Here is a 25,531-nt window from a genome sequence, read left to right as displayed (position 1 = left end):
CCGGCTCCGCCGCGCGCCCGGGGATGCGCTCGGGGCGGCTCGTATTGCACCGACTGATGCAAAACAGGTAGCGTGCCGGTATGGCGAGGCCGCGATCATTCGACGAGAACCAGGTCCTGGAGACGGCGATGCGTACCTTCTGGGCGCACGGCTACGAGTCGACCTCGACCAGAGATCTGTGCGATGCCCTCGGTCTGGACCGCAGCAGCGTGTACAACGCCTTCACCAACAAGCGCGAGTTGTTCAAGCGGGCGCTGACCCGCTACATGGACGCCACCACGGCCGACCAGCTGCAGATCCTCGAGGACCCCGGACGGCCGCCGGCCGACCGGATCCGCGCGCTGTTCGCCCGGATCCTGCGCACCGAAGCGGAGAACCGGCGCGACGGCTACGGCCTTGGCTGCCTGACCGTCAACACCACCATGGAACTCGCGGGCCGCGACCCGGAGATCGCCCTGATGCTGGAGCGCGACGCGGAACGCCGCCTCGCCGCGCTGGCCGCGGTCATCGGCGTCGGGCAGCGCGACGGCGGCATCGGGTCCGCCCGCGACGCGGCGGCGCTGGCCCGTTTCGTCAACGCGGTGATCGCCGGGATCCGGGTGGCCGCGCAAGGCGGCGCGGACGACGCCGCCCTCGAGGCCATCGCCGCCGCGGCCATGGACGCCCTGGTCTGACACCGCACTTCCGGGGCCGGGGCACTTCCTCGGCCCTCGGCCTTCCCCTGCCCAAATTCTGCATCGATCGATGCAAAAAGGAGTCCGCATGCCCCGTGCCGTCTACGTCCTGGCCATCGGCATCTTCGCGATGGTGACCAGCGAGTTCGCCGTCGGCGGCCTGATGCCCGAGATGGCCCGCGGGCTCGGTGTCTCGCTCGCCCAAGTCGGCTACCTGATCACCGCGTTCGCGGTCGCCATGGCGGCCGGCGGGCCGCTGATGACCGTCGCGCTGGTGCGGATACGCCCGAAGACCGCTCTCATGATGCTGTTCGCCGTCTTCCTCGCGGGCAACGTGCTGGCCGCCGTCGCGCCGTCCTACCGGGTCATGCTGGTCGCTCGCGTCGTCTCCGGCGTCGCCTCGCAGGCGTTCTTCGGCGTCGCCATATCGATGGCGGTCCACTTGAGCCGCCCGGAAGTGCGCGGCCGCGCCTTGGCCGTCGTGCTGAACGGCCTGATGCTCGGCACACTCCTCGGACTGCCGCTGTCCACGGTGATCGGCGGGCAATTCGGCTGGCGTGCCGCCTTCTGGACCGTCGGCGCCCTGACCGTCATGGCCGCACTCGCCACGATGGCGGGCGTCCCCGACCTCGACCGCGCCGGTGACGGCGGCGGCAACCTGCGGCAGGAGCTCGCGGTCTTCCGGAACGGCCGGCTGTGGCTGGCCCTGTCGACCAGCACCTTCATCATCGGCGCGACCTTCGCCGCGTTCAGCTACCTCAGCCCGATTCTCACCGAGGTCACCGGATTCGCGTCGGAAGCCGTCCCGCTGCTGCTGGTCGCGTACGGGGCGGCGACGGTCGTCGGCAACCATGTCGTGGGACGCCTGGCCGACCGGCACACTGCGCGCGTACTGCTGGCCGGCCTCGTCCTCAACGCGCTGTTCCTGGCGGCATTTGCCCTCCTCGCCCACCTCCGCGTCCCCGCGGTGCTCGCCATGACGGGCGTCGGGCTGGTCGGCGTGACCATGAACCCGGCGATGGCGGTCCGCGTCCAGCGCGCGGGCAACCCGGGGCCGATGGTCAACACCGTCCACGCGTCCTTCATCACCCTCGGCGTGATCGTCGGCTCCTCGTTCGGCGGCCTGGCCATCGACGCCTTCGGCCTGCGTGCGCCGCTCTGGCTCGGCGCCGGCCTGGCCGTACTCGGCACCGCGACCCTCCTCCCCGAGCTCGGCCGCGCGGCCCGAAAGCGGCAACGGCCGGTCTTGGGTGAGCCCGCGCAGGACAAGGCTGTGACCTGCGGTGTGCGGACTTGACCCACGGGGCCATCGCTCGCGAAAGGCCGAAGGTCCCTGGCCGGCGGCCGCGCGTCATAGCTCGTCGTCACGGGCACCCGTAAGTGCCTTGATCTCGAAGGCGGTTCGGCCGGGCGCGGACCGGGTCGCCGGTCAGCAGTGCTTCATTCCGTACTGGCCGGGGTTGAGGTCGAAGGCCCACGACGTGCTCACCGCGCTCGCGGGGACGAAGCCCCACTGGCCGGTGTCGTCCCCGACGGTGCCGTACCAGGTCTTCGTGCCGCCGCCGTGGAACTCGCCGATCGTGTAGCAGCCGAACCAGCTCCATGTGGTGCGCAGAACGTCGACCTGCCAACTGTCCGTGGCGTACGGCGAACTCCGCACCGAGGTGGGGGCGGAGTTCCAACACGACAGGCTCCCGGTCGACGCCGTGACGCCGCAGGTCTGTCCGAGCGGCGCGACCTCCGCCCGGCTCTGCGCCTGTGCGGTCGCGGGTACGGCAAGCAGGCCCGCGGCCGCCGTGAGGGTCGCCGCGGCGGAGATGACAGTGCGTCGGATCGGCACGTGCAGTCCTTTGTGTAGACGGGTGTTCCCGTGGCTTGCGTGACCGCGCCGTCGCGATCACGCACGCAAGCCTCACAGGAGGATCAAGCGGCCGGAAAGGAAGAAGGCGCCATCAATCCACCGATGCCGATGCCGATGCCGATGACGGCGTCCGGCCGACCGGTACGTGGGCACGTGCGTACCGGGTGGTCCGAGCCCTCAACCTTCGGTTCGGCGGCGGTACGTGTTGATCAACACGCCGGACGGCGTCGGCTGCATGGCGGTGAGCATCAGGTGCTAGGGGCTCTTGACCGCGGCGAAGAGCTGCTTCCCGCTGCCCAGCACCACCGTCTCGCTGCCGGATGCGGCCTTGATGCGGCCGATGGGTACGTGTCGAGGCCGCGGTGCCGCGTGAGGGGTCACAGGTGTTCGGCGGCGAAGCGTTCCAGGCCGGCGATCTTCTCGTCCAGCGTCTCGGCGTCCGGAAGGCCGACGGTCCACGCGGCGGCCATGGTGTCGGTCACGCCCGTGGCGCGCAGACGTTCGAAGGTCGCGGCGACCGGCGCCGCGTTCGGGATCGCGAAGACGGTGAACGGCGCGTCCGGGTCGGTGGAGCCGTCGCGCAGCCGGGTCACGGTGGCGACTGTCCGCTCGATGTCGTCCAGGTCGTGGTTCATGCCCAGCCAGCCGTCGTGCCGCGCGGCGCGTTCGAGCGCCCGTCGGCCCGAGCCGCCGACCAGGATCGGCACTCGGTGCCGGGGAGCCGGGAACATCCCGCTCCGCGGGAAGGCGTGGAACCGCCCGTCGTGCTCGGCCCGGCCGTCGTCCCAGAAGTCCCGCAGGACGGTGAGGATCTCGTCGGTGCGCGCGCCGCGCGTACCGAAATCCCGGCCGAGGATCTCGAACTCCTCACGCAGCCAGCCGACCGCACAACCCAGCGCGACCCGCCCGTCGGTCACGGTCGCCAAGGTGCCGAACTGCTTTGCCACGGTGAACGGGTCACGCAACGGCAGGATGTAGGCGTACGTCATGAACCTGAGGCGCCGGGTACGCGCGGCCAGCGTGGCGATCATCGTCACCGGGTCGGGGAAATCCGAGGCGGCGGTGAACGGGTTTTCGCCGGACGGATGAACCGAGGCGAACGTCTCCGGAACGGCCACGTGGTCGGCAAGCAGAACCCCCTCGAAGCCGAGCCGATCGGCCGCCTCGGCTATCGGGCCGTACTCGTCCGGAGGCAGGCAGATCAACGGCACCCAGAACCGCACGCGCTCTCCTCACGGCAACGGACCGCACCCCGACCATGTACCGGAATGGGCAGCAGGAGTGTCACCCGAAGGGCTTGCCTCCGCAAGGGTCACGTCTGCTCGCGTGAAAACGCATCGGGGAGTCCGCAAGCGCCGCGGCCACCTCAAGGGGCGACTTCGCCCTCCCACTTCAGGTCCGGCGGGGTCCATGCCTCGAACGCGGTCAGCAACTCCGCCGCGTCCGCCGTCACGAGCAGCGTCTCGGCGTAATGCGGCTTGATGAAACCGGACTTGACCATCGTGCCCAGCATGGCCCGCAGCGGTGTCCAGAAGCCCGCGACGTCCAGCAGGGCGACGGGCTTGGCGTGGATCGCCAGATGCTGCCACGTCCAGACCTCGAACAACTCCTCCAGCGTGCCGACACCGCCGGGCAGCGCCACGAAGCCGTCCGACAGCTCCGCCATCAGCGCCTTGCGCTCGTGCATCGTCTCCGTCACCCGAAGATCGGTCAGACCCCCGTGGGCCACCTCCCACTCCATCAGGGAACGCGGGATCACCCCGACCACCTCGCCGCCCTCGGCCAGCGCCGCGTCCGCCATCGCGCCCATCAGACCCACATGGGCACCGCCGTACACGACACCCACACCGGCACGCGCAAGCGAACGCCCCAGATCCTCGGCAGCCTCCCGGTATCGCCGCCCCACTCCTGACGACGAACCCGCGAACACGGCAACACGCACTCGAACCTCCTCAGATCCCGGCCTCGGCGGCACATTCGCACCGCCCCGCGATGGCAGCGCGGTCCGGCGCTGTGCAGCGTACGACCAAGGCCGAGGCGACGCCCCCTTCGCTGCTGACACGCGCACACCGATCTCGACCGTTTCATCGCCGTGCCCGTTCGCCGGGTCAGTCGCACGGCGCTGCTTCAAGGAGGGAGCCCGGAGCCGTCGAGGTACTGCTGTGTTTATTTGGCTGGTGGGAAATGCCCGGGAGTGCTGTTGGTGGTTTGTCCCTATTGTGATGGTCGTGTTTGTACTTTCCGGCGGTGGGGCGAATCCGTTAGCGTGCGGGGCCGAATGCCTGCGGCTGCTCATGCACGCTGTCGGCGGCGAAATCCGACGGTCCCACGTACCACGGAGCAAGTGTGCGCCCGTTTCACCAGCAGAACGACCAGTCCCTGATGCGCGAGCTGATGTCGAGGAATCGCGTGCGCAAGGGGCCCGAAGGCGCCGGGAGGTGGTTCGCCGATCACGCCCTGGCGCGCCTGGTGGAGGCGGGGGACTCGCCGACGCATGTGCGTGCGGTGGAGGCGCTGCTGACCGAGCGCGGGACGCTCGATCTGCCGGTGATCGAGGCGGGGAGCGTACGGGTGGACGGTGCGGCGCGGCGGGTTTCCATCGTCGCGGCGACGGACATCACCGGCGATCCGACTGTTCGGCACGGCGAGATGTCGGCGATGTTCTACCTGCGTGACCACGTGCAGTCCGCGAGCGCCATGATGGAGCTGTTCCTGAGGGATCCGGTCCGGTACGCGGCGGAAGGGGACACCGGGCGCGAGCTGATCCACAGCGCGCTGCACTTGATGTCCACGCCCGCGCAGCTCGCCCGGTTCGCCGCTGTCGTGGAGCGGGGCGACACCGGGCAGGAGGACTGGCCCCATATATCCCTGTGGTTCGGCGATCTCGACGCCGAAAAGCCGAACACCTGGCGGAACAAGCAGGATTCGTTCCAGATGCTCGCGTTCCTCGTCCTGGACGCGGTGGAACGTGGATTCCTCGGAGCCAACGAACTGTTGGCGGCACACAGGAAGTTCCTCGGTTTCGTGGTGCCGTTTCTCCGAGCCGTCGGGTTCCCGCGGTACGAAAGCTCCGGGTCGTGGGAAGAGGTCGCCGCGCGGCGCACCTCGGTGATGGCCGTCGAAACAGCCTTGCTCCACAAGATCCGGGTGCTTGCGGACAACGGGGTACTGGGCTTTCTGGCGGACAGGGCGGACACGGCGGACAGCGCGGACTTCACCGCGAGCGTCGACGCAATGGTGGACGCCGGCCTTCGGGAAATCGGGCGGAGGATCCCGTTCGAGTCACCTGACTACGCGCCCGGTTCCGTCCGACACCGCCGCGCGGACGCGTCCCTGGTCTACCTGCTGATGTACGGCCTTCCGGAACTACTCGCCGAATCCCGCATCCCCGTCGGAGCGCCGGCCCGGCTCATGACCGCTCCGGAAGTCGAGACCGTGGTCCTCGATGCGTTGCGCACCTTGGAGGACCCGGTCACCGGCGGCGTCATGCGCTATGCGGAGGACTCCTATCAGCGCGTGAACTTCCATACGTACGAGGTGCAGGCGACCGTACGGGCCATCAAGGACAAGGTCAAAGCAGAGGCGGAGGCCCGCGGCGACGACCTGGATCTGGACCGCAAGCAGGAGATGCGCGGCCGTCTGACCCCGCGGGGGCGCGAAGCCGCGTGGACGCACCCACTCGGACAACTGGCTGCGTGGGCCGCCCGCCGATGCCGGAATACGCAGGAAGTGGATCACGAACAGGCCCGGCATTACCGCGAACTCGGAGTGCACTACCTGAACCGAATGCTGGCCACAGTCACCGGAGAGGGCCAATGGCACGCCGTGCTCCGCGAGGACGGCGATTACCACGTACGGGAAGTTCCGCACTTCCGAGTTCCCGAATGCCTCGTCACCTACCGCGACGACCGGGGCGACGAACTGATCGTCCCCTCACCCCACACGCCGCTCAACTGGGGCACCGCCACGCTCAAAATGGCCGTCGGCCTCCTCGCGACGGAAGACCACGTCGCCGCTCGGGGGCTGTGAAGCAACGGGTCCGCCTCACACTCGGTGGCCGCTCCGCTCGTATGCGCGTAGGCCGTTCGCCGGTTCTCAGGCGGGCTGGAGTCCGGGTCGGCCGGCCTCGGTGACGAACGAGGTGCGGGTGGAGATCGGCGCACCGGGCGCCGTCACGTACGGGAGGACGCGGAAGTCCGCACGGCAGCTCTCCGGGGTGAGCGAGCAGCGAACGTACCCGCGTTGGTAGTTGAGTGAACTTGATGTGCGAATTGGCAGCCAGCAGAGCGGCCCCGGACGCGTCAAGGTCCTCGCCGTCCATCTTGGTGGAGATGGAGGTGCCGACGAACTCGACGCCGATCGTCGGCGAGGCGGGGTCGTCGAAATCCCTTTTGAGGTCGGCCGCGAGATGGCGGTGCATGTCTCCGGTCAGCACGACGGGGTTGGCCACGTCGCGTGTCACCAACGTGTCGAACAGACGGTCGCGCGACGCCACGTATCCGTCCCAGAAGTCCATGACGAAGGACTGGCCCGGCCCCGGGTCGGTGTCCACCTGGGTGACCGGTATCTGCTGCGCGATGATGTTCCAGGTGGCGTCCGAGCGCCCGAGGGTGTTGTCGAGCCAGCGCTGCTGCTCGTCGCCCAGGACGGTGCGTTCGGGTGAAAGGCGCTCGTCGCAGCCACTGCGCGTGCCGTCGCCGCATGCCTGGTCGTCGCGGAACCTCCTGGTGTCCAGGATGTTGAACCGGGCTGTCCTGCCGTACCTGAGGTCGCGGTACAGGCGGGCGTCGAACCCTTGCGGCTTGTTGGGCACGCGCAGCGGCAGGTGCTCGTAGTAGGCCTGGAACGCGGCGGCGGCGCGGGTACGGAACACCGCGGGATCCTGGTCGGGTTCGTTGTCCGCCTTCGAGTGGTCGGCCACCCAGTTGTCCTCGACCTCGTGGTCGTCCCAGACGACGGCCCAGGGGTGTGCCTGGTGGGCGGCGATCAGGTCCGCGTCGAAGCGGTGCAGTGCGTAGCGGTTGCGGTACTGGACCAGGTCCGTGGGCTCGGCCTGCAGTTCGGGCGCGACCGGCACCTTGCGGACGCCGCCCATCGCGTCGATGGGGTTCTCGTAGATGTAGTCGCCCAGGTGGAGGACGAGCGCGACGTCCTCCTCGGCGAGGTGGCGGTACGCGGTGTAGAAGCCCTCGAACCACGCCTGGCAGGACACGAAGGCGAAGGAGAGGTCGCCGGGCCGGGCGAAGGGCGGGGGAGCGGTGCGCGTGCGTCCCACCGGGCTGATCGTGCCGCCGGCGCGGAAGCGGTAGTGGTACTGGCGCCCGGGGCGCAGCCCGAAGACCTCGACGTGCACGGAATGCCCGAGGTCGGCGGTCGCCAGGGTCCGGCCGCGGCGCACCACGTGCCGGAACCGGTCGTCCTCGGCGACCTCCCAGTCGACGTGCACCGGCCGCGGTGGCATGCCTCCGGCGCCGTCGGGGTCGAGTGGCCTGGGAGCCAGCCGCGTCCACAGGACGAATCCGTCGGGCCAGGGGTCACCGGAGGCGACGCCCAGGGCGAACGGGTAGTCGGCGAAGCGCTCGTCGGCTCGGGCGCGGTCCGCCGACCGCAGCCCGAGAGTCATCGCGAGGGCGGCCGTTCCGGAGGCGCCGAGCAGGGCGCGGCGTCCGATGCCGCTGATTCCGGTGGTGGTGCGCATGCCGACAGGTCCCCGTCCGTCGTGCGGCACAGCCCGGTGAAGGACAGGCCACTGCGTCATTTAACGTCTTGTGCTGTTGTATTCACATGTAAGTATCACGCACCAAACACGCCTCGCAAGGGTCGCGGGGAGACCCCGCCGGCAGGAACAGGCGGTCGTAGCGGGGTATTTAGTAGTCATTCAGAGGGTATGCGCTTGCGCGATTCCGGAAGCGTCAGCGCGGCCTGCGGCCCATCTGCGTCAACGGATCGCACGATTCGTGCTGAATTGACGTCCACTGGTGGTGATATTCACGGCGATGATGGTGGCGGACCTACCGGCGATGGGCAGGCCGGGGGGCCGGACGCGGCCGAGCCGTCCCGCCGTGCCTCAGTGGCCGGGGTAGGACCGGGCGAGGTGGTCGCGGACCGCCGCGGCGGCGTCGTCCGGTCGGCCTCCCTCGACGGCCGCCAGGATGCGGAGGTGGTCCGCGCGCAGGATTGCGGCAGATTCCGGCCACCCAAGCCGTTCGACGGCCCCGACCGCGTGGCGGCCGACGGCGTCCCGCAGGCCGTGCATGAGCGTGGCCACCACCGTGTTGCCGGACGCCTCCGCGAGGGCGAGGTGGAAGTCCGCGTCGGCCTGGTTGAAGCGGTCGGGGGTCAGTCCGGGGCCGGCCATGCGGGACACCGCGTCGCGCAGCCGGGCCAGGTGCTCGGGCCCGGCCTGCTCGGCCGCGGACCGGGCCGCCCAGGTCTCGACGATCCGGCGGGTCTCGACGATGTCGTGCAGCGAGAAATGCGCGAGCCCGACGTGCAGGCGCAGGACGTCGGCGAGCGCGTCGGCCGGCCGGCCGACGAGGACCGCGCCGGCGTCGGGGCCGCGTCCGGTCGTGGAGACCAGGACGCCCATCGCCTCCAGGACGCGCAGGGCCTCGCGGACCGAGGCCCGGCTGACGCCGAGCGATTCGGCCAACTGGCGTTCGCCGGGGAGGCGGTCGCCGGCCTTGAGGCGTCCGGCGGAGATCTGTTCCTCGATCCGGGCGAGGACCTCCTCGTGCGCGCGTACGCGACGGACCGGGCGCCAGTCGGGACCGTCGGTGGGTGGCGTGCTCACGTGGGGGTCTCCTGCGGCCGGTGGCGGGATCGGTCGGATCGGCGGGATCGCTCGGATCGGTGGGATCGGTCGGATCACAGGATGGCATGGCTCGACCAGGACCGACCAATGTATGGTCTGACCATTCACCCGTCCCGTGAGGAGGTCGGCCGGTGCGCGTCGCACTGTTCATCACGTGTGTCAACGACACGCTCTATCCACGGACCGGGCAGGCCGTCGTCCGCCTCCTGGAACGACTCGGCTGCCAGGTCGACTTCCCCGCCGAGCAGTCCTGCTGCGGCCAGATGCACTGGAACACCGGGTACGGCAGGCAGATAGAGCCCCTGGTCCGCCGCTTCGCGGACACCTTCGCCGCTTACGACGCCGTGGTGACGCCGTCCGGCTCGTGCGGCGCGATGATCCGCGACAACCATCCCAAGGCCGCCGCCCGGGCGACCGATGCCGGCCTCGCCGAGTCGGTCGCCGCCGTGGTGCCGAAGGTGTACGACCTCAGCGAATTCCTCGTCGACGTGCTCGGCGTCACCGATGTCGGCGCGTACTTCCCGCACAAAGTGACGTACCACCCGACCTGCCATTCGATGCGCCTGATGCGGCTCGGCGACCGCCCCACCACCCTGCTGCGCAACGTCCGCGGGCTGGAACTGCTCGAACTCCCCGGTGCGGAGGAGTGCTGCGGCTTCGGCGGCACCTTCGCGATGAAGAACCCGGACGTGTCCGCGGCGATGGGCGCCGACAAGGTACGCCATGCCGTCGGCACCGGAGCGGAGGTGCTCTGCGCCGCGGACAACTCCTGCCTCATGCACCTGGGCGGCACGATGGACCGGCAGCGAGTCGGCGTACGCACCCTCCACCTCGCCGAAATCCTGGCTTCCACTGCGGAGTTCCCCGCATGAGCGACGCGAGCACCTTTCTGGGGCTGCCCGCCTTCCCGAGCGCGGCGCGCGATGCGGTCGGCAACGCGCAGCTGCGCCACAACCTCCGCAAGGCCACGCACACGATCCGGGCCAAGCGGGCCGCGGTGGTCGACGAGCTGGACGACTGGCCGCAGTTGCGCGAAGCGGGCAAGGCGATCAAGGACCACACCCTGCGGAACCTCGACCGCTACCTCCTCCAGGTCGAGGAGGCGGTCACCGCCGCGGGCGGCCACGTGCACTGGGCCGCGGACGCAGCCGAGGCGAACCGCATCGTCACCGACCTCGTACGGGCGACCGGCGAACGCGACGTCGTCAAGGTCAAGTCCATGGCCACCCAGGAGATCGGCCTCAACGAGGCGCTGGAGGAGGCGGGTATCCGGGCCTACGAGACCGACCTCGCCGAACTCATCGTGCAGCTCGGCGACGACCGGCCGTCGCACATCCTGGTGCCGGCCATCCACCGCAACCGCAGCGAGATCCGCGAGATCTTCCTGCGCGAGATGGCCGCGTGGGGTGAGCCCGCGCCCGCCGACCTGGCGGACGAGCCCCGCGCCCTCGCCGAAGCCGCGCGGCGGCACCTGCGAGAGCGCTTCCTCACCGCCAAGGTCGCGGTCTCCGGTGCGAACTTCATGGTCGCCGAGACCGGCACCCTGGTCGTCGTCGAGTCCGAGGGCAACGGCCGCATGTGCCTCACCCTCCCGGACACGCTCATCTCGGTCGTGGGCATCGAGAAGGTCGTCCCGACCTGGCAAGACCTCGAAGTGTTCCTCCAGTTGCTGCCGCGGTCGTCGACCGGCGAGCGGATGAACCCGTACACGTCGACGTGGACGGGAGTCACCCCGGGCGACGGCCCGCGGAACTTCCACCTGGTCCTGCTCGACAACGGCCGCACCGGCGTGCTGGCCGACGAGGTGGGACGTCAGACGCTGCGCTGCATCCGGTGCTCGGCATGCCTGAACGTGTGCCCGGTGTACGAACGGGCGGGCGGGCACGCCTACGGATCGGTCTACCCGGGACCGATCGGCGCCATCCTGACCCCGCAACTGCGCGGCACCGCAAATGCGTTGGACGCGTCGCTGCCGTATGCCTCGACGCTCTGCGGAGCCTGCTACGACGTGTGCCCGGTCGCCATCGACATCCCCGAAGTGCTCGTGCACCTGCGGGAACAGGTCGCCGAGGGAGGCGGGCACCGTGCGGAGAAGGCCGCGATGAAGGCGGCGGGGTGGATCTTCGCGGACCCGGAGCGGCTGGCGCGCGTGCAGCGCGTGGCCGGGCGTACGCGGCGCCTCGTCCCCCTGCGCCGCCTGCCCGGCCCGGGGGCGGCATGGACCGACACACGGGACCTGCCCGCGCCGCCCGCGCAGTCGTTCCGCGACTGGTGGGCGGCCGAGCGACGCAACGGAACACCTGGGAGTCGGGCATGAGTTCGCGTACGACTGTACTGGCGCGCATCCGCGCCGCGCTCGAGGCCGTGCCCGGCGGCGAAGCGGCCGACGAGGCGTCCTCAGGGGGGCGTGGCGGCGCGGACGCCGCGTACCGCCAAGCGCACGTCTTGCCGCACGAAGTCCTCCCGCTCCTGGCCGAGAGCCTGCGCGACTACAAGGCCGTGGTCCACGAAGTAACCCAGGACGAACTGCCCCGAGCCGTCGCGGACGCGGTACGCCGGCGCGGGTGCGAGCGGGTCGTCGTCCCGCCCGGCCTCCCCGCCGTGTGGACGACCGGCCTCGTGGACACCGAACTCCTGGACGACACCCCACCCCTGACGATTGATCAGCTCGACTCTGCGGACGGCACGGTCACTGCCTGTGCGGTGGCGATCGCCGAGACGGGCACGATCGTCCTGGACGCGGGGGAGGGACAGGGCCGCCGCGCGCTCACCCTCGTACCGGATTACCACCTCTGCATCGTGCGCGCCGATCAGGTCGTGGCGTCGGTCCCGCAGGCCCTGCCCCGGCTCGACGCGCGGCGCCCGCTCACCTGGATCAGCGGCCCGTCGGCCACGAGCGACATCGAACTCGACCGAGTGGAAGGCGTCCACGGCCCGCGCACCCTGGAAGTGCTTCTGGTGCTGCCCGAGGTTCCCGAGGGCCGGGGAGACTCGGGACCCTGAACCGTTTCGTCCGCGGCAACGAGGCCGGACGGAACGAAAGGCCCCGGTCGACCGCACCGGCGGGCGGAAACGGCAACGCCCGGCGTTCCAGGCAGGAATCGCCGGGCGTTGCCGTTGCGGCAACCGGTCAGCCGAGGCGGCGTTCCGCCGCGTCCCAGGCGGACCGGCCGGAACGGGCGTCGCCCGGGGCGTAGCGGTGGAGCGACTGGGTGGCGGCTGTCAGTTCCCGCATCTCGGTGAGGTCGCTCACCACCCCCGCGGCGCGGGCCTGGACGAGGACGTTGCCGATCGCGGTCGCCTCCACCGGGCCGGCCACCACCGGGACGCCGCAGGCGTCGGCGGTGAGTTGGCACAACAGCTCGTTGCGTGCCCCACCGCCCACAAGATGGACGGTCTCCACGGCGGTACCGGACAACCGGACCGCGTCGCGGACGGTGCGGCGGTAGGCCAGGGCGAGGCTTTCGACGACGCAGCGAACCACCGCCGCGGGCCCCTGCGGAACCGGCTGCCCGGTGCGCTCGCAGTGCGCGGCTATGCGCGCCGGCATGTCGCCGGGCGGCAGGAACTCCGGGTCGTCGGGATCGACGAGCGACCGGAACGGCTCCTCGCGGGCGGCCTGTTCGAGCAGCGCGGGAAGGTCCACGGCCAACCCCCGTGCCTGCCACACGCGCAGGCATTCCTGAAGGATCCACAGACCCATCACGTTGCGTAGGTACCGGATCGTGCCGTCCACGCCGGCCTCGTTGGTGAAGTTGGCGGCCCGGCTCTCCTCGGTCAGCACCGGTTTGTCCAACTCGACGCCGACCAGCGACCACGTACCGCAGGAGATGTACGCGAAGTCCCGTCCCCGCGCCGGGACTCCGACCACTGCGGACGCGGTGTCGTGGGATCCCACGGCGACGACGGGGGTCGACGGGTCGAGGCCGGTCGCGTCGGCGGAGTCCGCGGTGAGCGTGCCGGTCCGCGTGCCCGGGTCGTGGAGGGGCGGCAGGAGTTGGACGGGGATTCCGGCGCGGGCGGCGAGATCGGTGGACCAGGTGCCGCTCCGCACGTCGTACAGCTGGGTGGTGGACGCGTTGGTGCGCTCCGCCCCCACGCGGCCCGTCAGCCAGTACGCCAACAAGTCCGGTATCAGCAGGAGTTCGCGGGCCGCCCCGAGCCGTTCCGGGGCCTCGGCGGCGAGCTGGTAGAGCGTGTTGAAGGGCAGGAACTGAAGGCCCGTGGTGCGGTAGATGTCGCGGGCGGGCACCGCGGAGAGCACCCGGTCCATCACTCCGTCCGTACGGCCGTCGCGGTAGTGCACCGGGTTGGCGAGCAGGTCGCCACGCGCGTCGAGGAGGCCGTAGTCGACCGCCCAGGTGTCGATGCCGACGGAGGCCGGCCGGACCCCGCCCGCGCCCAGCTTGCGCAGACCGTCCAGGGCCTCGCCGTACAGGCCCAGGATGTCCCAGTGCAGCGTGCCGCGGACCCGCACCGGGCGGTTCGGGAACCGGTGGACCTCGGTGAGGTCCAGGATCGGCGGCCCACCGCCGGTGCCGCGCCCGGCGGCGACACGACCGGCGATCACCCGCCCACTGGACGCGCCGATGTCGATCGCGGCGAAGACGGGGAGCGGGGACGGCGTGCTCACGAAGTTCTCCTGCGGTGCCGGGGGACCAGGGCGAGGGGTGTGGCGTCCTAGACGGTGACCAGGGCCAGCCCGGTGAGGTCGGAGACCGCTCGCAGGTCTTCGACCAGGTGTCCGGTGGCGAGTGCCCAGTGGTGGTGGATCCCGGTGGCGCTCCACGCGTCCGTCCACTCGCCGGGGTCGCGGCCGAAGTCGACGCGGGACGTGGTGTTGCCGATGGCCAGGAGCGGTCCGCCGACGACGGTGCCTTCGGACGCGACGAGTTCGTACCGTCCGTCGACCGTCTGCGCCAGTCCCACCAGCGTCACCGGACCGTGCTTGACGTCGAACTCGACGGACACGCCCCAGCCGCGCTTGCCGTGGTACACACCCAGCCCGCGCAGCAGCGGGCGGCGCTCGCTGATCGCCAGGTGGCCCGGACCGTCGTGGCCCATCTCGACGACGCCGTCCCGGAAGTTCAGGGCCTGGAGTTCGGTGAAGGAGCCGCCCGCGCCGAGGCGGTCGGCGACGAGCATCGCGAGCGAGGTACGCAGTTCGTACTCACCGCACGTGGGGATGCCGCGGGCGGTCAGCAGCGACGCACCCAGGATCATGCCGGCGCCCAGGCGTTCGTGGAGTTCGCCGTCGAGACCGCGGTGGTAGTACGCGAGGCTGTCGAGGTCGAAGTCGGCGACCAGCCGGTCCAGACCCACCGAGACCTTCGCGGCCCAGGCGAGATCGTCGTCGACGACCGACTCGTCCACCTCGAACACGTCGCGTGTCTCGGCCAGCTTCGCGGCCACCTGATCGTCCGTCACCTCGGCCACGCGGACGCGCAGATCGTCGAACTCCACGACCTCGACGTGTCCGCCGCTCTGCCCCGCGACCATGGTCAGGTCCGTCGAGACGTCGTACATGCCCGGGTAGAGGTGGCCCATGAGGCCGTGCCGTCCGTTGCGCAGCACGGCGCGAACTCCGGCCGCACGGATCCACCGGCCGATGCGCCGCCACGCGTTCTCGTCCTCGAGGTGCCCCGACACGGACCGGAAGTCGACGCCGACCCGGCGGAACGTGTTCGCCATCTCGGGCAGCGGGCAGGCACCGCAGTACGCCAGCCATGCTCCGGTGTCGAATGTCGCGTGGTCCATCGCCTCGGTCGGCTGGAGGTTGATCAGCAGCACGGGCGCCCCGGACCGCTGCGCAATAGGCACCAGCATCGTCGCGGTCATGTAGGTGGTCAGGAAGCCGACGATCAGGTCGCAGCCTTCACGCCGCAGCCGCTCGGCCGCGACCGCGCCCTCCTGCGCGTCGGAGATGAAGCCGACGTCGATCACCTCCGCGTCGAACGCCCCCATGCGCTCCGCGACGCGAGCGGCCGAACGCCGCAACTGCGGCAGCAATTCCGGGAATTGCGGCCAGTATGCGCCCAGGCCCCCGGACACCAGACCGACCTTCGGGCGGCGCGCCGTGGCCGGGACGCGGACGGGGACAGGGGCGGTGGGTTCCGTGGTGCTGGTCATCGGGTGCGTCCTCTCGCGAACTGTCGTGTGTGCGCCGCGGTTCTCGGTCGGACGGCACACGGTGGAGGCGGCGGGGCGGGCGGGCCCCCAGGGGCCAGGGCACACGCCCGCCCCGCCGCGCTCATGGGGGTCAGCGCAGGAATGCGGCGGCGACCCCGGCGTCCACGGGGATGTGCAGCCCCGTGGTGTGCGACAGGTCTCCGCCGGTCAGGGCGAAGACGGCGTTGGCGACGTGCTCGGGCAGGACTTCGCGCTTGAGAATGGTGCGTTGGGCGTAGAACTCGCCGAGCTTGTCCTCTTCGACGCCGTAGACCGCCGCGCGCTGCGCACCCCAGCCGCCGGCGAAGATGCCGGAGCCGCGTACGACGCCGTCGGGGTTGACGCCGTTGACGCGGATGCCGTGTTCGCCCAGCTCCGCGGCCAACAGCCGGACTTGGTGGGCCTGGTCGGCCTTGGTGGCGCTGTAGGCGATGTTGTTCGGTCCGGCGAACACCGCGTTCTTGGACGCTATGTAGACGATGTCGCCGCCCATCTGCTGCGCGAGCATCACGCGCGCGGCCTCGCGCGAGACCAGGAACGAGCCGCGCGCCATGATGTCGTGCTGGAGGTCCCAGTCGCGGGCGGTCGTCTCCAGCAGCGGCTTGGAGATGGAGATGCCGGCGTTGTTGACCACCAGGTCCACGCCGCCGAACGCGAGTGCGGCCGCGGCGAACGCGTCGCGGATCCGCTCTTCGTCGGTGACGTCGACGGGGATCGCCACCGCCTTGTCCGGACCGCCGAGGGAGGCGGCGACTGCATCGGCGTTCTCCACGTTCAGATCGGCGACCACGACACACGCGCCTTCGGCGACCAGTCGCTCCGCGATGGCCTTGCCGATGCCCGATCCGGCACCGGTGACCAGAGCGACGCGGGTCGCGAGCGGCTTCGGCTTGGGCAGTCGGGCGAGCTTGGCCTCCTCCAGAGCCCAGTACTCGATGCGGAACTTCTCGGATTCCTCGATCGGGGCGTACGTCGAGATCGTCTCCGCGCCGCGCATCACGTTGATCGCGTTGACGTAGAACTCGCCGGCCACGCGGGCGGTCTGCTTGTCCTTGCCGAACGAGAACATCCCGATGCCGGGTACCAGCACGATCGCCGGGTCCGCGCCGCGCATCGCCGGGGAGTCCGGGGTGGCGTGCCGGGCATAGTACGCCGCGTACTCCTCGCGGTAGGCCGCGTGCAGCTCGCGGAGCCGGGCCTCGACCTCCGCCAAGGGGGCCTCGGGGACGGTGTCGAGCACCAGCGGGCGGACCTTGGTGCGGAGGAAGTGGTCGGGGCAGGACGTCCCGAGCGCGGCGAGCCGGGGGTGCTCGGCTCGGCCGAGGAATTCCAGCACCACGTCGGCGTCCGTGAAGTGGCCGATCTGCGGGCGGTCGGTGGAGGCCAACCCGCGTACCAAGGGCGCGAGTTCGGCGGCCCGAGTGCGGCGGGTGCCGGCGGGGAGCGGTGCGTACCGGGGCAGTTCGTCCCCGAACGGGTGCGCCGCCGCGTCGAACCGGGCGGCGATGAACTCCTCCGCGGTGCGGATGATCCGCAGCGAGTTGGCCTCGCATTCCTCGGACGTCTCGCCCCATGCGGTGATCCCGTGGCCGCCGAGAACGCAGCCGATGGCGCCCGGGTTCGCCGCCTTGATCGCCGCGATGTCCAGGCCGAGCTGGAAGCCGGGGCGCCGCCACGGCATCCACACCACCGCGTCGCCGAAGCACTCCGCGGTCAGCTTCTCCCCGTCCACCGCGGTCGCCAGCGCGATGCCCGAGTCGGGGTGCAGGTGGTCCACGTGGGCGGCGTCGACCAGGCCGTGCATGGCCGTGTCGATCGACGGGGCCGCGCCGCCCTTGCCGTGCGCGCAGAAGTCGAACGCGGCGACCATCTCGTCCTCGCGCTCGACGCCCGGGTACACGTCGACCATCGCGCGCAGCCGGTCCAGGCGCAGCGCCGCGAGCCCGCCCTCGGTCAGCGTGCCCAGGTCGCCGCCCGAGCCCTTGACCCACATCAACTCGACGTCGGCACCGGTGACCGGATCGCGGTCGGTGCCTTTCGCCGAGGTGTTGCCGCCCGCGTAGTTCGTGTTGCGCGGATCGGCGCCCAGGGCGTGGGAGCGGTTGAGCAGTGCTTCCACCGCCGGGTTGGTCGGTGGCTTCATGATGTGTACCCCTTGGTGTGGAGGACGGAGCGGGCGGATTCGGGGATTCGTCGAAATCGCCGGGGAGTGTCGTCGAAGTCCCGGCGGGAGTTCGAAGGTGCAACCTGGGTGGGGAGCCGGACCTTCACGGGATCGGGTGCGACGGGATCGGGTGCGACGGGGACCGGTACCCGTGCCGCGGCGTTCCCACGCCGGCCGCTCAGGCGCCCCAGCCGGCCTGGTTGCCGCCGACGCGCTCGGCGCGAATGCGCTCCGCGTACCCGGAGGCGGCGTACGCGGCCATCGGATCCGGTGCCAGGCCCGTCTCGGTGCGCAACTCGGCCAGCAGCGGCCGGACATCGGTGTTGTAGGCGTCCATCAGCACCGCGTTCGCACCCAGAACGTCCCCGGCCGACTGCGCGGCGGCGAGAGCGTCCTTGTCGACCAGCAGTGCCTTGGCGGTGGCCTCCTGGACGTTCATCACCGAGCGGATCTGGCCGGGGATCTTCGGCTCGATGTTGTGGCACTGGTCGAGCATGAACGCGACCTCGGCCGCGTCGTCGAGGCCGCCGCCGCGTACCACCTCGTGCATGATGCGGAAGAGCTGGAAGGGGTCCGCCGCACCGACCATCAGGTCGTCGTCGGCGTAGAAGCGGGAGTTGAAGTCGAAGGCTCCCAGCTTCCCCTCGCGGAGCAGGAACGCCACTATGAACTCGATGTTCGTGCCCGGAGCGTGGTGCCCGGTGTCCACGACGACCTTGGCCCGCTCGCCGAGCTTGAGGCAGTGCGCGTACGCCGTGCCCCAGTCCGGGACGTCGGTCGTGTAGAACGCCGGCTCGAACAGCTTGTACTCCAGGATGATCCGCTGGTCCCCGGTAAGCCTTGCGTACACCTCCGCCAGCGCCTCGGCCAGCCGGTCCTGACGGGCCCGGATGTCGTCCTGGCCGGGGTAGTTCGTGCCGTCCGAGAACCACAGCTTCAGGTCCCGCGACCCGGTCGCGTCCATGACGTCGACGCATTCGAGCAGGTGGTCGGTCGCCTTGCGCCGGACCCGCGGGTCCGGGTGGGTGACCGACCCCAGCATGTAGTCGTCGTCCTGGAACACGTTGGAGTTGATCGCCCCGACCGACACCCCCGCCGCACGGGCGTGCTCGGCAAGCCGCGCGTAGTCCTCGACCTTGTCCCACGGGATGTGCAGCGACACCGACGGCGCGACGCCGGTGAAGCGGTGCACCTGCGCCGCGTCCGCCAGCTTCTCGAACGGATCCCGCGGGACGCCCTGTTGCGCGAACACCTTGAAGCGCGTTCCGGAGTTGCCGTACGCCCAAGACGGCGTCTCGATGCGCTGGGCCCGCAGAGCGGCCTTGACGTCCTGCTCGGTCATGAGGTTCGACACTCCTGGTGCTGAGGCGGTGCTGAGACTTGGCGGGTGCTGAGGGGGTGGGGCACTGCGAGGCGGGCGGACCCCGCTCAGGCGAGGTGGAAGACCTCGTCGAGCGGGGCCATGGCCTCGTCGGGACGTCGGCCGTCCAGGGCCTCGGTCTCGAAGAGGTCGCCCATCTCGCGCTGCCAGCGGGCGTTGACCTCGGTGGCGTCCATCGCGGATCGGGCGGCGGCGAAGTCGTCGGTCTCCAGGTATCCGACGAGCAGTCCGTCGGGTCGCAGGAAGAGCGAGTAGTTGCGCCACCCGGCGGCGGTCAGTGCGTCGCGCATCTCGGGCCAGACGGCGGCGTGCCGTTCGCGGTACTCGGCGATGCGTCCGGGGCGGACCCGGAGGACGAAGCAGACGCGTTCCACGGTGGCCGGCTCAGAAGTCGTACTGGTCGACGTTGTCCTTGTTGAACACCGTCGGCGGGCCGAGGATGATCTCGCCGTCCTTGCCGATGGTGTACTCGCCGAGGTCGCCGGCCGTGAACTTCTCGCCCTCGGCTCCGGTGATCTGCCCGGACGCCAGCGCGGCGGCCGAGTAGACCGCGAGCTTGCCGAGCTTCTTCGGGTCCCACAGGGAGAACTGCTCGACGGTGCCGTTCTTGACGAACTGGCGCATCTGGTTCGGCGTGCCGAGACCGTTGACGACGACCTTGCCCTTGTACTGCGAGCCGTCGATGTAGCGGGCCGCGGCCGAGATTCCGACCGTCGTCGGCGCGATGATCGCCTTCAGGTCGGGGTTCGCCTGGAGCAGGCCCTGCGTCTCCTGGAAGGACTTCTGGTCCTCGTCGTCGCCGTACGCGACCTTGACCAGCTGCATGTCCTTGTACTCGGGCTTGGCCAGCTCCTGCTTCATGTAGTCGATCCAGGTGTTCTGGTTCGTCGCGTTCTGCGTCGCGGACAGGATGGCGATCTTGCCCTTGTAGCCGACCTGCTTGGCGACGTTCTGCACCAGCGACCGGCCGACGTCCTCGGACTTGGCCTGGTTGATGAAGAGCTGGCGGCAGTCCTTGGCGGTGTCCGAGTCGTACGCGACGACCTTGACGCCCTTGGCCATGGCCTGCTTGAGCGGGCCGCAGACCGCGTTGGCGTCGTTGGCCGCGATCATGATCGCGTCCTGGTTCTGCTGGATCAGGGTGTTGATGTAGGACACCTGCGAGGAGGCGTTGGCGTCCGAGGGGCCGACGCGCTTGCCCTCGCTGCCTATCTCCTTGGCGGCGGCGAGACCGGCCTCGCCGGTGATGGTCTCGTACGGGTTGTTGATCTGCTTGGGCAGGAAGGCCAGCTTGAGGCCGGTCTTGAGGGCCGCGTTCGGGTCGGCGGTGGCGTTCGCGCCGGCCGCAGCGCTGCCGCCGGAGCCCTTGTCGTCGTTGTCGTCCTTGCTGGTGCCGGAACATCCGGCCAGGGCCAGTCCGAGGGCGGTCGCGGCGGCGACGGCGGCCGTGGTGCGCCGGCCGTGGGTGCGAAGTCTCGCGTTCATGGTCGTCCTTCGAGGGGTGGGGGGCTGGACTGGACGGTTTGCAGGGGATGCCGAACCGGCGGATCAGGCGGCGGCCGACGCGGCGCCGGGCGGCGCGCCGGACTCGGGCTCCGACCGCCGGCGCCGCTGTCCGATCGCCTGGACGGCCCGCGGGGTCAGGACGGACACCACCAGCAGCACGCCGGTGACGATCGACTGGACCTCGTTGGCCACGTCGTTGAGGGTCAGCAGGTTGCGCAGCAGGGCGATCAGCAGCAGGCCGGACACGACGCCGCCGAGGGTGCCGCGACCGCCGTCGAAGTCGACGCCGCCGAGCAGGACGGCCGCGATGACGGTCATCTCGAAGCCCATGCCGTTGTCGGCGCGGGCGCTGCCGTAGCGCAGGGTGAAGACGATGCCGGCGAACGACGCCACGACGCCGGTCAGCGCGAACAGTGCGAGCTTGATGCGCTTGACGCGGATGCCGGCGAAGAACGCGGCCTCCTGTTGCGAGCCGATCGCGAACATCGCGCGGCCGAGCCCGGTCGCGTGCAGTACGACCGCGGTGACGATCGCGAGGATGCCGAACAGCGCGATGGGGAACGGGATGAAGCCGAGCACGGTCCGCTGGGTCAGGTCGGCGTACTCCTGCGGGAACTCGGCGACCGCCTTGGTGCCGAGCACCACCGAGGCGAGGCCCCGGTAGAGCGTCATGGTGCCGATGGTGACCGCCAGGGACGGCAGTCCGACCTTGGTCACCAGCAGGCCGTTGACCAGGCCTCCGGCCAGTCCGACGAGCAGCACGAGCGGGACGATCATCTCGAAGGTGTAGCCCGCGTCCCACAGCGACCCGGCCAGCGCGCTGGACAAGCCGAGCATGGACGCGACCGACAGGTCCACCTCGCCGCACACCACCAGCAGGGTCATCGGCAGCGCGATGATCGCGACCTCGGCGATGTCGTTGAGTGCGAAGGACAAGTTACCGGTGGTGGCGAAGGAGGCGTTGTCGGCGCTGCCGTAGCCGAACGCGGCGATCAGGATGATGGTGACCGCGAGGTCCCAGCGCAGGAAGCGGGCCAGGCCCGGGGATCCGGCGGGGGCCGCTGCGGGCTTCGTCTCGCGGGGTTGGGTCCGGGTGTCAGCCATGACGGGCGTTCCTCTTCCGCAGTGCACGGGTCACCCGCACCTGGACGATCCGGTCGATGCTGATGGCGGCCAGCAGCAGGGCGCCGTTGATGGCCTTCTGCCAGAAGGAGTCGACCTTGAGGACGACGAGTGCGCTGCCGATCGTGGTGAGCAGCAGTGCGCCGAGCGCGGCGCCCCACACGGTGCCGATGCCGCCGGTGATGGCGACGCCGCCGACCACGACCGCGCTGACGACCTGGAGTTCCCAGCCGTTCGCGGCGTCGGCGACCACGGTGCCGAAGCGGGACAGCCACAGGGCGCCGGCGAGTCCGGCGATCGCGCCGGAGAAGACGTACGCGGTGAACACCCGGCGCGCGGAGGGCACGCCGGCGAGCCGGGCGGCCTCGGGGTTGGAGCCGATCGCGTACAGCTCCCGGCCGGTCCGGTAGCCGCGCAGGTACCACCCGGTGAGCAGCAGCACCACGGCGGCGATCAGCGGCAGGTACGGGATGCCGAGCACGCTTCCGGTGCCCAGGTCCAGCACGCCCCTGGGCAGGGTCTCGGCGTTGATCTGCTCGCCCTGCGCCCAGTAGTAGTCGATGCCCTGGATGATGTAGAGGGTGCCGAGCGTGACCACCAGCGACGGCACCCGGCCGAGGCTGACCAGCAGACCGTTGACCACACCGCAGGCGATGCCGACGAGGACGCCGACCAGGGCGACGGTCGCGACCGAGTGGGTCGATCCGGACGCGAACTTGCCGCACGCGAAGGCGGACAGGCCGACGACCGAGCCGACCGACAGGTCGATGTTGCGGGTCACGACGACGACCGACTGGCCGACCGCGAGCAGCACCAGGATGGAGGCGTTGAGGAACAGGTCCTTGACGCCTTGCTCGGACAGGAAGCGCGAGTTGCTCAGCTGAGTGCCGACGACGAGCGCGACCAGGGCGACCAGCAGGGTGAGTTCGCGGGCCCGGAAGACCTTGTCGACCAGGCCGCGCGACGACTTGGCGGCCTCCGGTTCGGCCGTCGGCGGGGGCGAGATGGCTGTGGCCGTCATGCGGCGGCGTCCTTTCCGTGCGGAGCGTTGCCGGCACCGGTACGTCCGGTCGCCGCCGCCATGACGGTTTCCTCGGAGGCGTCCGACCGGGGGATCTCGGCGGTGATGCGGCCCTCGTGCATCACCAGCACCCGGTCGGCCATGCCGAGGACCTCCGGGAGATCGGAGGAGATCATGAGGATGGCCAGCCCTTCGGCCGCGAGGCCGGAGAGCAGGCGGTGCACCTCGGCCTTGGTGCCGACGTCGATGCCGCGGGTCGGTTCGTCGACGATGAGCACCCGCGGGTCGGTGGCCAGCCACTTGGCGAGTACCACCTTCTGCTGGTTGCCGCCGGACAGCACGCCGACCGCGTCGGAGAGCCGGGCGAACTTCAACTGGAGGCGCAGCGCCCAGTCGCGGGCGGTGGCGTGCTCGGCGCCGCGGTCGACCAGCCCCGCCTTGGCGAGCGCCTTCAGCCGGGTCAGGCCGATGTTGCGCTCGATGGACAGGTCCATGACCAGGCCCTGCTGGCGTCGGTCCTCGGGGACCAGGGCCAGTCCGGCGGCCATCGCGGCGGTGGGCGAGGCGGCCTTGTACGTGCGGCCGACGACCTCGACGCTGCCCGCGTCGTACCGGTCGACGCCGAAGACCGCGCGCGCGACCTCGCTGCGGCCCGCGCCGACGAGTCCGGCGAGGGCGACGATCTCGCCGCCGCGTACCTCGAAGGAGATGTCGCGGAAGACGCCCTCGCGGGTGAGGCGTTCGACGCGCAGCGCGGTCTCGCCGACGACCGTGTCCTGCTTGGGGTAGAGCGAGTCGAGGTCGCGGCCGACCATGCGGCGGACGAGGTCGTCCTCGGTGAGTCCGTCGAGCGTTTCGGAGGCGATCCAGCGGCCGTCGCGCAGGGTGGTGACGCGCCGGCACAGCGCGAAGATCTCCTCCAGCCGGTGCGAGATGAAGAGGACCGCCGCGCCCTGGTCGAGCAGGGTGCGCACCACGGAGAACAGCCGGGCGACCTCGCTGCCGGTGAGGGCGGCGGTCGGCTCGTCCATGATCAGGACGCGGGCGTCGAAGGACAGGGCCTTGGCGATCTCGACGATCTGCTGGTCGGCGATCGACAGGCCGCGGGCGGGCTGCTCGGGGTCGAGTGCGACACCGAGCCGCGCGAACAGTTCCCCGGTCGTGCGGTTCATGCCGCGCCGGTCGATGCGGCCGAGGGCGCCGCGCGGCTGGCGGCCCATGTAGATGTTCTCGGCGACCGACAGGTCGGGGAAGAGGGTGGGCTCCTGGTAGATCACCGCGACGCCCGCGTCCCGGGCGGTGGCCGGGTTGCCGAACACCACGGGGCGCCCGTCGAGCAGGACCTGGCCGGCGTCGGGGCGGTGCACGCCGGCGAGGGTCTTGATCAGGGTGGACTTGCCGGCCCCGTTCTCGCCGGCGAGGGCGTGCGCCTCGCCGGCGTAGAGGTCGAGCGACACGCCGTGCAGCGCCCGCACCGCGCCGAAGGACTTCTCGACGCCGCGCAGCGCCAGCACGGGCGCCGGCGGATCGCCTCCGGGGGTGGTGGGTACAGCGGTCATGGGCTCAGCTCCTCGTCGCCTCGTCCTCGCTCCGTCATGAAACGTTTCACAGAGGTTGCGAGGAAGTTAGGTCGGTGTCACGCGTCACGTCAAGAGGTGCGGGTGCGGAAACTCGGCACGTTCGCGTATGGTGACGATCGGTAAACAGCCGTGATCGGGGATTGGGGACGCGCCTCACGTCGCACGGCTATTGACACGTTTCAGAGTTGATCACCACAGTTGGGCGGCATGGCGACGACGGGTATCAAGGACGTGGCCCGGCACGCGGGAGTGTCGGTGGGCACGGTCTCCAACGTGCTCAACCGGCCCGACCGCGTCTCCGAGGCCACCCGTAGCCGCGTCCTCAGGGCGATCGACGAACTGGGCTTCGTGCGCAACGACTCCGCCCGGTCGCTGCGTTCCGGACGCACCAACGCCCTCGGGCTGATCGTGCTCGACGTCGCGAACCCGTTCTTCACCGACGTCGCCCGCGGTGTCGAGGACGTCTCCAGCCGCCGGGGCACGGTGGTGATCCTCTGCAACTCCGACGACTCGGTGGTCAAGCAGGAGACGTACCTCCAGGTCCTGCAGGAGCAGCGGGTACGCGGGGTGCTGGTCACTCCCGCGCACGACTCCGCGCTGCCGGTGGACGCGCTGCGCGCCCGCGGCATGGCCGTCGTGCTGCTCGACCGCAGCGGCGACCGCCCCGACCTGTGCTCGGTCGCGGTCGACGACGAGGCCGGCGGACAACTGGCCACCGAGCACTTGCTGGCCGCGGGCCACGACGACTTCGCGTTCGTCAGCGGCCCGCTGACGATTCGTCAGTGCGAGGAGCGCCGGCGCGGGATGCGCCGGGCGCTGCGCGGGGCCGGGCTGCGCCTGAGCGGCGCCGTGCGCGACGTACAGGTGTCGGGGATGAACGCCCGTTCCGGCGCCGAGGCCGCGCGCCGACTGCTGGCCGACGGCAAGAAGGGCCTGCCGTCTGCGGTCCTGTGCGCGAACGACCTGCTGGCCATGGGCTTCATGCGCGAGATGCTGCGGGCCGGCGTCCGCATCCCCCAGGACGTCGCGCTGGTGGGCTACGACGACATCGAGTTCGCGGCGGCCGCCGCCATACCGATCACCTCGGTGCGCCAGCCGACCTACCAACTCGGTCAGACGGCCGCCGAGCTGCTGCTGGACGAGTGCGAGAACCCCGAGGGGCACGCCCACCAGCAGGTGACCTTCCAGCCGGAGCTGGTGGTCCGCGAGTCGACGGCCGGCTGACGGGGCCCGGTGCGCA

The 25,531-nt window shown here is 70.6% G+C and carries 21 protein-coding genes and 1 pseudogene; 7 read left to right on the top strand and 15 right to left on the bottom strand.

Going from position 1 to position 25,531, the window contains the following annotated elements; all coding sequences use genetic code 11:
• Window positions 1-80 precede the first annotated feature (80 nt).
• Entirely contained in the window at window positions 81-674 is a 594-nt protein-coding gene (locus ACWD12_RS04590) for a TetR/AcrR family transcriptional regulator (RefSeq protein ID WP_450098300.1), read from the top strand.
• Window positions 675-762: 88 nt separating this feature from the next.
• Window positions 763-1,971 (top strand): MFS transporter, encoded by a 1,209-nt coding sequence (locus ACWD12_RS04585; protein WP_450098299.1) that lies wholly within the window; start codon window positions 763-765, stop codon window positions 1,969-1,971.
• Between the two features lie 132 nt (window positions 1,972-2,103).
• On the opposite strand, the gene ACWD12_RS04580 is transcribed toward ACWD12_RS04585, so the two are convergent.
• The 4 genes from ACWD12_RS04580 to ACWD12_RS04565 all read right to left on the bottom strand — a co-directional run bounded on the left by ACWD12_RS04580 (window position 2,104) and on the right by ACWD12_RS04565 (window position 4,477).
• The gene (locus ACWD12_RS04580; protein WP_358352652.1) at window positions 2,104-2,514 is read right to left on the bottom strand and encodes a hypothetical protein; all 411 of its coding nucleotides are present in this window, start codon (window positions 2,512-2,514) and stop codon (window positions 2,104-2,106) included.
• A gap of 276 nt (window positions 2,515-2,790) precedes the next feature.
• Window positions 2,791-2,916 carry a hypothetical protein gene (locus tag ACWD12_RS04575; protein ID WP_450098298.1) on the bottom strand — a complete coding sequence of 42 codons (126 nt, stop codon included), beginning with the start codon at window positions 2,914-2,916 and terminating at the stop codon, window positions 2,791-2,793.
• Window positions 2,913-3,758 (bottom strand): TIGR03619 family F420-dependent LLM class oxidoreductase, encoded by an 846-nt coding sequence (locus tag ACWD12_RS04570; RefSeq protein WP_450098297.1) that lies wholly within the window; start codon window positions 3,756-3,758, stop codon window positions 2,913-2,915. The genes ACWD12_RS04575 and ACWD12_RS04570 overlap by 4 nt, the downstream gene beginning before the upstream one ends.
• Window positions 3,759-3,901: 143 nt before the next feature.
• Window positions 3,902-4,477, bottom strand: coding sequence for an LOG family protein (locus tag ACWD12_RS04565; RefSeq protein WP_450098296.1), 576 nt, complete (start codon window positions 4,475-4,477; stop codon window positions 3,902-3,904).
• Between the two features lie 404 nt (window positions 4,478-4,881).
• Between ACWD12_RS04565 and ACWD12_RS04560 the strand changes: the two genes are divergently transcribed.
• Entirely contained in the window at window positions 4,882-6,564 is a 1,683-nt protein-coding gene (locus ACWD12_RS04560; RefSeq protein ID WP_450098295.1) for a hypothetical protein, read from the top strand.
• Between the two features lie 66 nt (window positions 6,565-6,630).
• On the opposite strand, the pseudogene ACWD12_RS04555 reads toward ACWD12_RS04560, so the two are convergent.
• Window positions 6,631-8,233 (bottom strand): annotated as a pseudogene (locus ACWD12_RS04555) (alkaline phosphatase D family protein).
• Between the two features lie 369 nt (window positions 8,234-8,602).
• A complete protein-coding gene (locus ACWD12_RS04550; RefSeq protein ID WP_450098294.1) occupies window positions 8,603-9,328 on the bottom strand; it encodes a FadR/GntR family transcriptional regulator in 726 nt (241 codons plus the stop codon).
• Window positions 9,329-9,480: 152 nt separating this feature from the next.
• Between ACWD12_RS04550 and ACWD12_RS04545 the strand changes: the two genes are divergently transcribed.
• Genes ACWD12_RS04545 through ACWD12_RS04535 form a run of 3 tightly spaced genes read left to right on the top strand, consistent with a single transcriptional unit; the run spans window position 9,481 to window position 12,352 of the window.
• Window positions 9,481-10,221: a (Fe-S)-binding protein gene (locus ACWD12_RS04545; RefSeq protein WP_450098293.1), complete on the top strand. Its 741-nt coding sequence runs from the start codon at window positions 9,481-9,483 to the stop codon at window positions 10,219-10,221.
• Window positions 10,218-11,666, top strand: coding sequence for a LutB/LldF family L-lactate oxidation iron-sulfur protein (locus ACWD12_RS04540; protein WP_450098292.1), 1,449 nt, complete (start codon window positions 10,218-10,220; stop codon window positions 11,664-11,666). Before ACWD12_RS04545 ends, ACWD12_RS04540 begins: the two co-directional genes overlap by 4 nt.
• Window positions 11,663-12,352, top strand: coding sequence for a LutC/YkgG family protein (locus tag ACWD12_RS04535; protein ID WP_450098291.1), 690 nt, complete (start codon window positions 11,663-11,665; stop codon window positions 12,350-12,352). The genes ACWD12_RS04540 and ACWD12_RS04535 overlap by 4 nt, the downstream gene beginning before the upstream one ends.
• Window positions 12,353-12,479: 127 nt before the next feature.
• Here ACWD12_RS04535 and ACWD12_RS04530 read toward each other — a convergent pair whose 3' ends face one another.
• From ACWD12_RS04530 to ACWD12_RS04490, 9 genes are all read right to left on the bottom strand, one after another.
• Window positions 12,480-13,982: a rhamnulokinase gene (locus tag ACWD12_RS04530; RefSeq protein WP_450098290.1), complete on the bottom strand. Its 1,503-nt coding sequence runs from the start codon at window positions 13,980-13,982 to the stop codon at window positions 12,480-12,482.
• 47 nt (window positions 13,983-14,029) lie between these two features.
• Window positions 14,030-15,478 carry an arabinose isomerase gene (locus tag ACWD12_RS04525; RefSeq protein ID WP_450098289.1) on the bottom strand — a complete coding sequence of 483 codons (1,449 nt, stop codon included), beginning with the start codon at window positions 15,476-15,478 and terminating at the stop codon, window positions 14,030-14,032.
• 130 nt (window positions 15,479-15,608) lie between these two features.
• Window positions 15,609-17,660, bottom strand: a complete 2,052-nt coding sequence (locus tag ACWD12_RS04520) for a bifunctional aldolase/short-chain dehydrogenase (RefSeq protein ID WP_450098288.1) — start codon at window positions 17,658-17,660, stop codon at window positions 15,609-15,611.
• A 199-nt stretch (window positions 17,661-17,859) separates the two neighbouring features.
• On the bottom strand, window positions 17,860-19,023 hold the full coding sequence (gene rhaI / locus ACWD12_RS04515; RefSeq protein WP_450098287.1) for an L-rhamnose isomerase: 1,164 nt from the start codon (window positions 19,021-19,023) through the stop codon (window positions 17,860-17,862).
• A gap of 86 nt (window positions 19,024-19,109) precedes the next feature.
• Window positions 19,110-19,436, bottom strand: coding sequence for an L-rhamnose mutarotase (locus ACWD12_RS04510; RefSeq protein WP_358352628.1), 327 nt, complete (start codon window positions 19,434-19,436; stop codon window positions 19,110-19,112).
• Window positions 19,437-19,446: 10 nt separating this feature from the next.
• Complete coding sequence (gene rhaS / locus ACWD12_RS04505; protein ID WP_450098286.1) at window positions 19,447-20,547, bottom strand: rhamnose ABC transporter substrate-binding protein; 1,101 nt, start codon at window positions 20,545-20,547, stop codon at window positions 19,447-19,449.
• Between the two features lie 63 nt (window positions 20,548-20,610).
• Entirely contained in the window at window positions 20,611-21,672 is a 1,062-nt protein-coding gene (locus ACWD12_RS04500; protein WP_450098285.1) for an ABC transporter permease, read from the bottom strand.
• Window positions 21,665-22,711 (bottom strand): ABC transporter permease, encoded by a 1,047-nt coding sequence (locus ACWD12_RS04495; RefSeq protein ID WP_450098284.1) that lies wholly within the window; start codon window positions 22,709-22,711, stop codon window positions 21,665-21,667. The genes ACWD12_RS04500 and ACWD12_RS04495 overlap by 8 nt, the downstream gene beginning before the upstream one ends.
• A complete protein-coding gene (locus ACWD12_RS04490) occupies window positions 22,708-24,270 on the bottom strand; it encodes a sugar ABC transporter ATP-binding protein (protein WP_450098283.1) in 1,563 nt (520 codons plus the stop codon). The genes ACWD12_RS04495 and ACWD12_RS04490 overlap by 4 nt, the downstream gene beginning before the upstream one ends.
• A gap of 228 nt (window positions 24,271-24,498) precedes the next feature.
• On the opposite strand from ACWD12_RS04490, the gene ACWD12_RS04485 reads away from it, so the two are divergent.
• Entirely contained in the window at window positions 24,499-25,515 is a 1,017-nt protein-coding gene (locus ACWD12_RS04485; protein WP_450098282.1) for a LacI family DNA-binding transcriptional regulator, read from the top strand.
• The last annotated feature ends 16 nt before the right edge of the window (window positions 25,516-25,531 follow it).

The organism is Streptodolium elevatio (assembly GCF_053592165.1).
This window is presented reverse-complemented; position numbering and strand designations above follow the sequence as displayed.

Bases quoted from the DNA above. Each gene is read 5' to 3' on its own strand.
- ACWD12_RS04495 (WP_450098284.1), bottom strand. From the start codon at position 22,711: ATGACGGCCACAGCCATCTCGCCCCCGCCGACGGCCGAACCGGAGGCC.
- ACWD12_RS04540 (WP_450098292.1), top strand. From the start codon at position 10,218: ATGAGCGACGCGAGCACCTTTCTGGGGCTGCCCGCCTTCCCGAGCGCG.
- ACWD12_RS04500 (WP_450098285.1), bottom strand. From the start codon at position 21,672: ATGGCTGACACCCGGACCCAACCCCGCGAGACGAAGCCCGCAGCGGCC.
- ACWD12_RS04525 (WP_450098289.1), bottom strand. From the start codon at position 15,478: ATGACCAGCACCACGGAACCCACCGCCCCTGTCCCCGTCCGCGTCCCG.
- ACWD12_RS04520 (WP_450098288.1), bottom strand. From the start codon at position 17,660: ATGAAGCCACCGACCAACCCGGCGGTGGAAGCACTGCTCAACCGCTCC.
- ACWD12_RS04490 (WP_450098283.1), bottom strand. From the start codon at position 24,270: ATGACCGCTGTACCCACCACCCCCGGAGGCGATCCGCCGGCGCCCGTG.
- ACWD12_RS04585 (WP_450098299.1), top strand. From the start codon at position 763: ATGCCCCGTGCCGTCTACGTCCTGGCCATCGGCATCTTCGCGATGGTG.
- ACWD12_RS04590 (WP_450098300.1), top strand. From the start codon at position 81: ATGGCGAGGCCGCGATCATTCGACGAGAACCAGGTCCTGGAGACGGCG.
- ACWD12_RS04535 (WP_450098291.1), top strand. From the start codon at position 11,663: ATGAGTTCGCGTACGACTGTACTGGCGCGCATCCGCGCCGCGCTCGAG.
- rhaS (WP_450098286.1), bottom strand. From the start codon at position 20,547: ATGAACGCGAGACTTCGCACCCACGGCCGGCGCACCACGGCCGCCGTC.
- ACWD12_RS04485 (WP_450098282.1), top strand. From the start codon at position 24,499: ATGGCGACGACGGGTATCAAGGACGTGGCCCGGCACGCGGGAGTGTCG.
- rhaI (WP_450098287.1), bottom strand. From the start codon at position 19,023: ATGACCGAGCAGGACGTCAAGGCCGCTCTGCGGGCCCAGCGCATCGAG.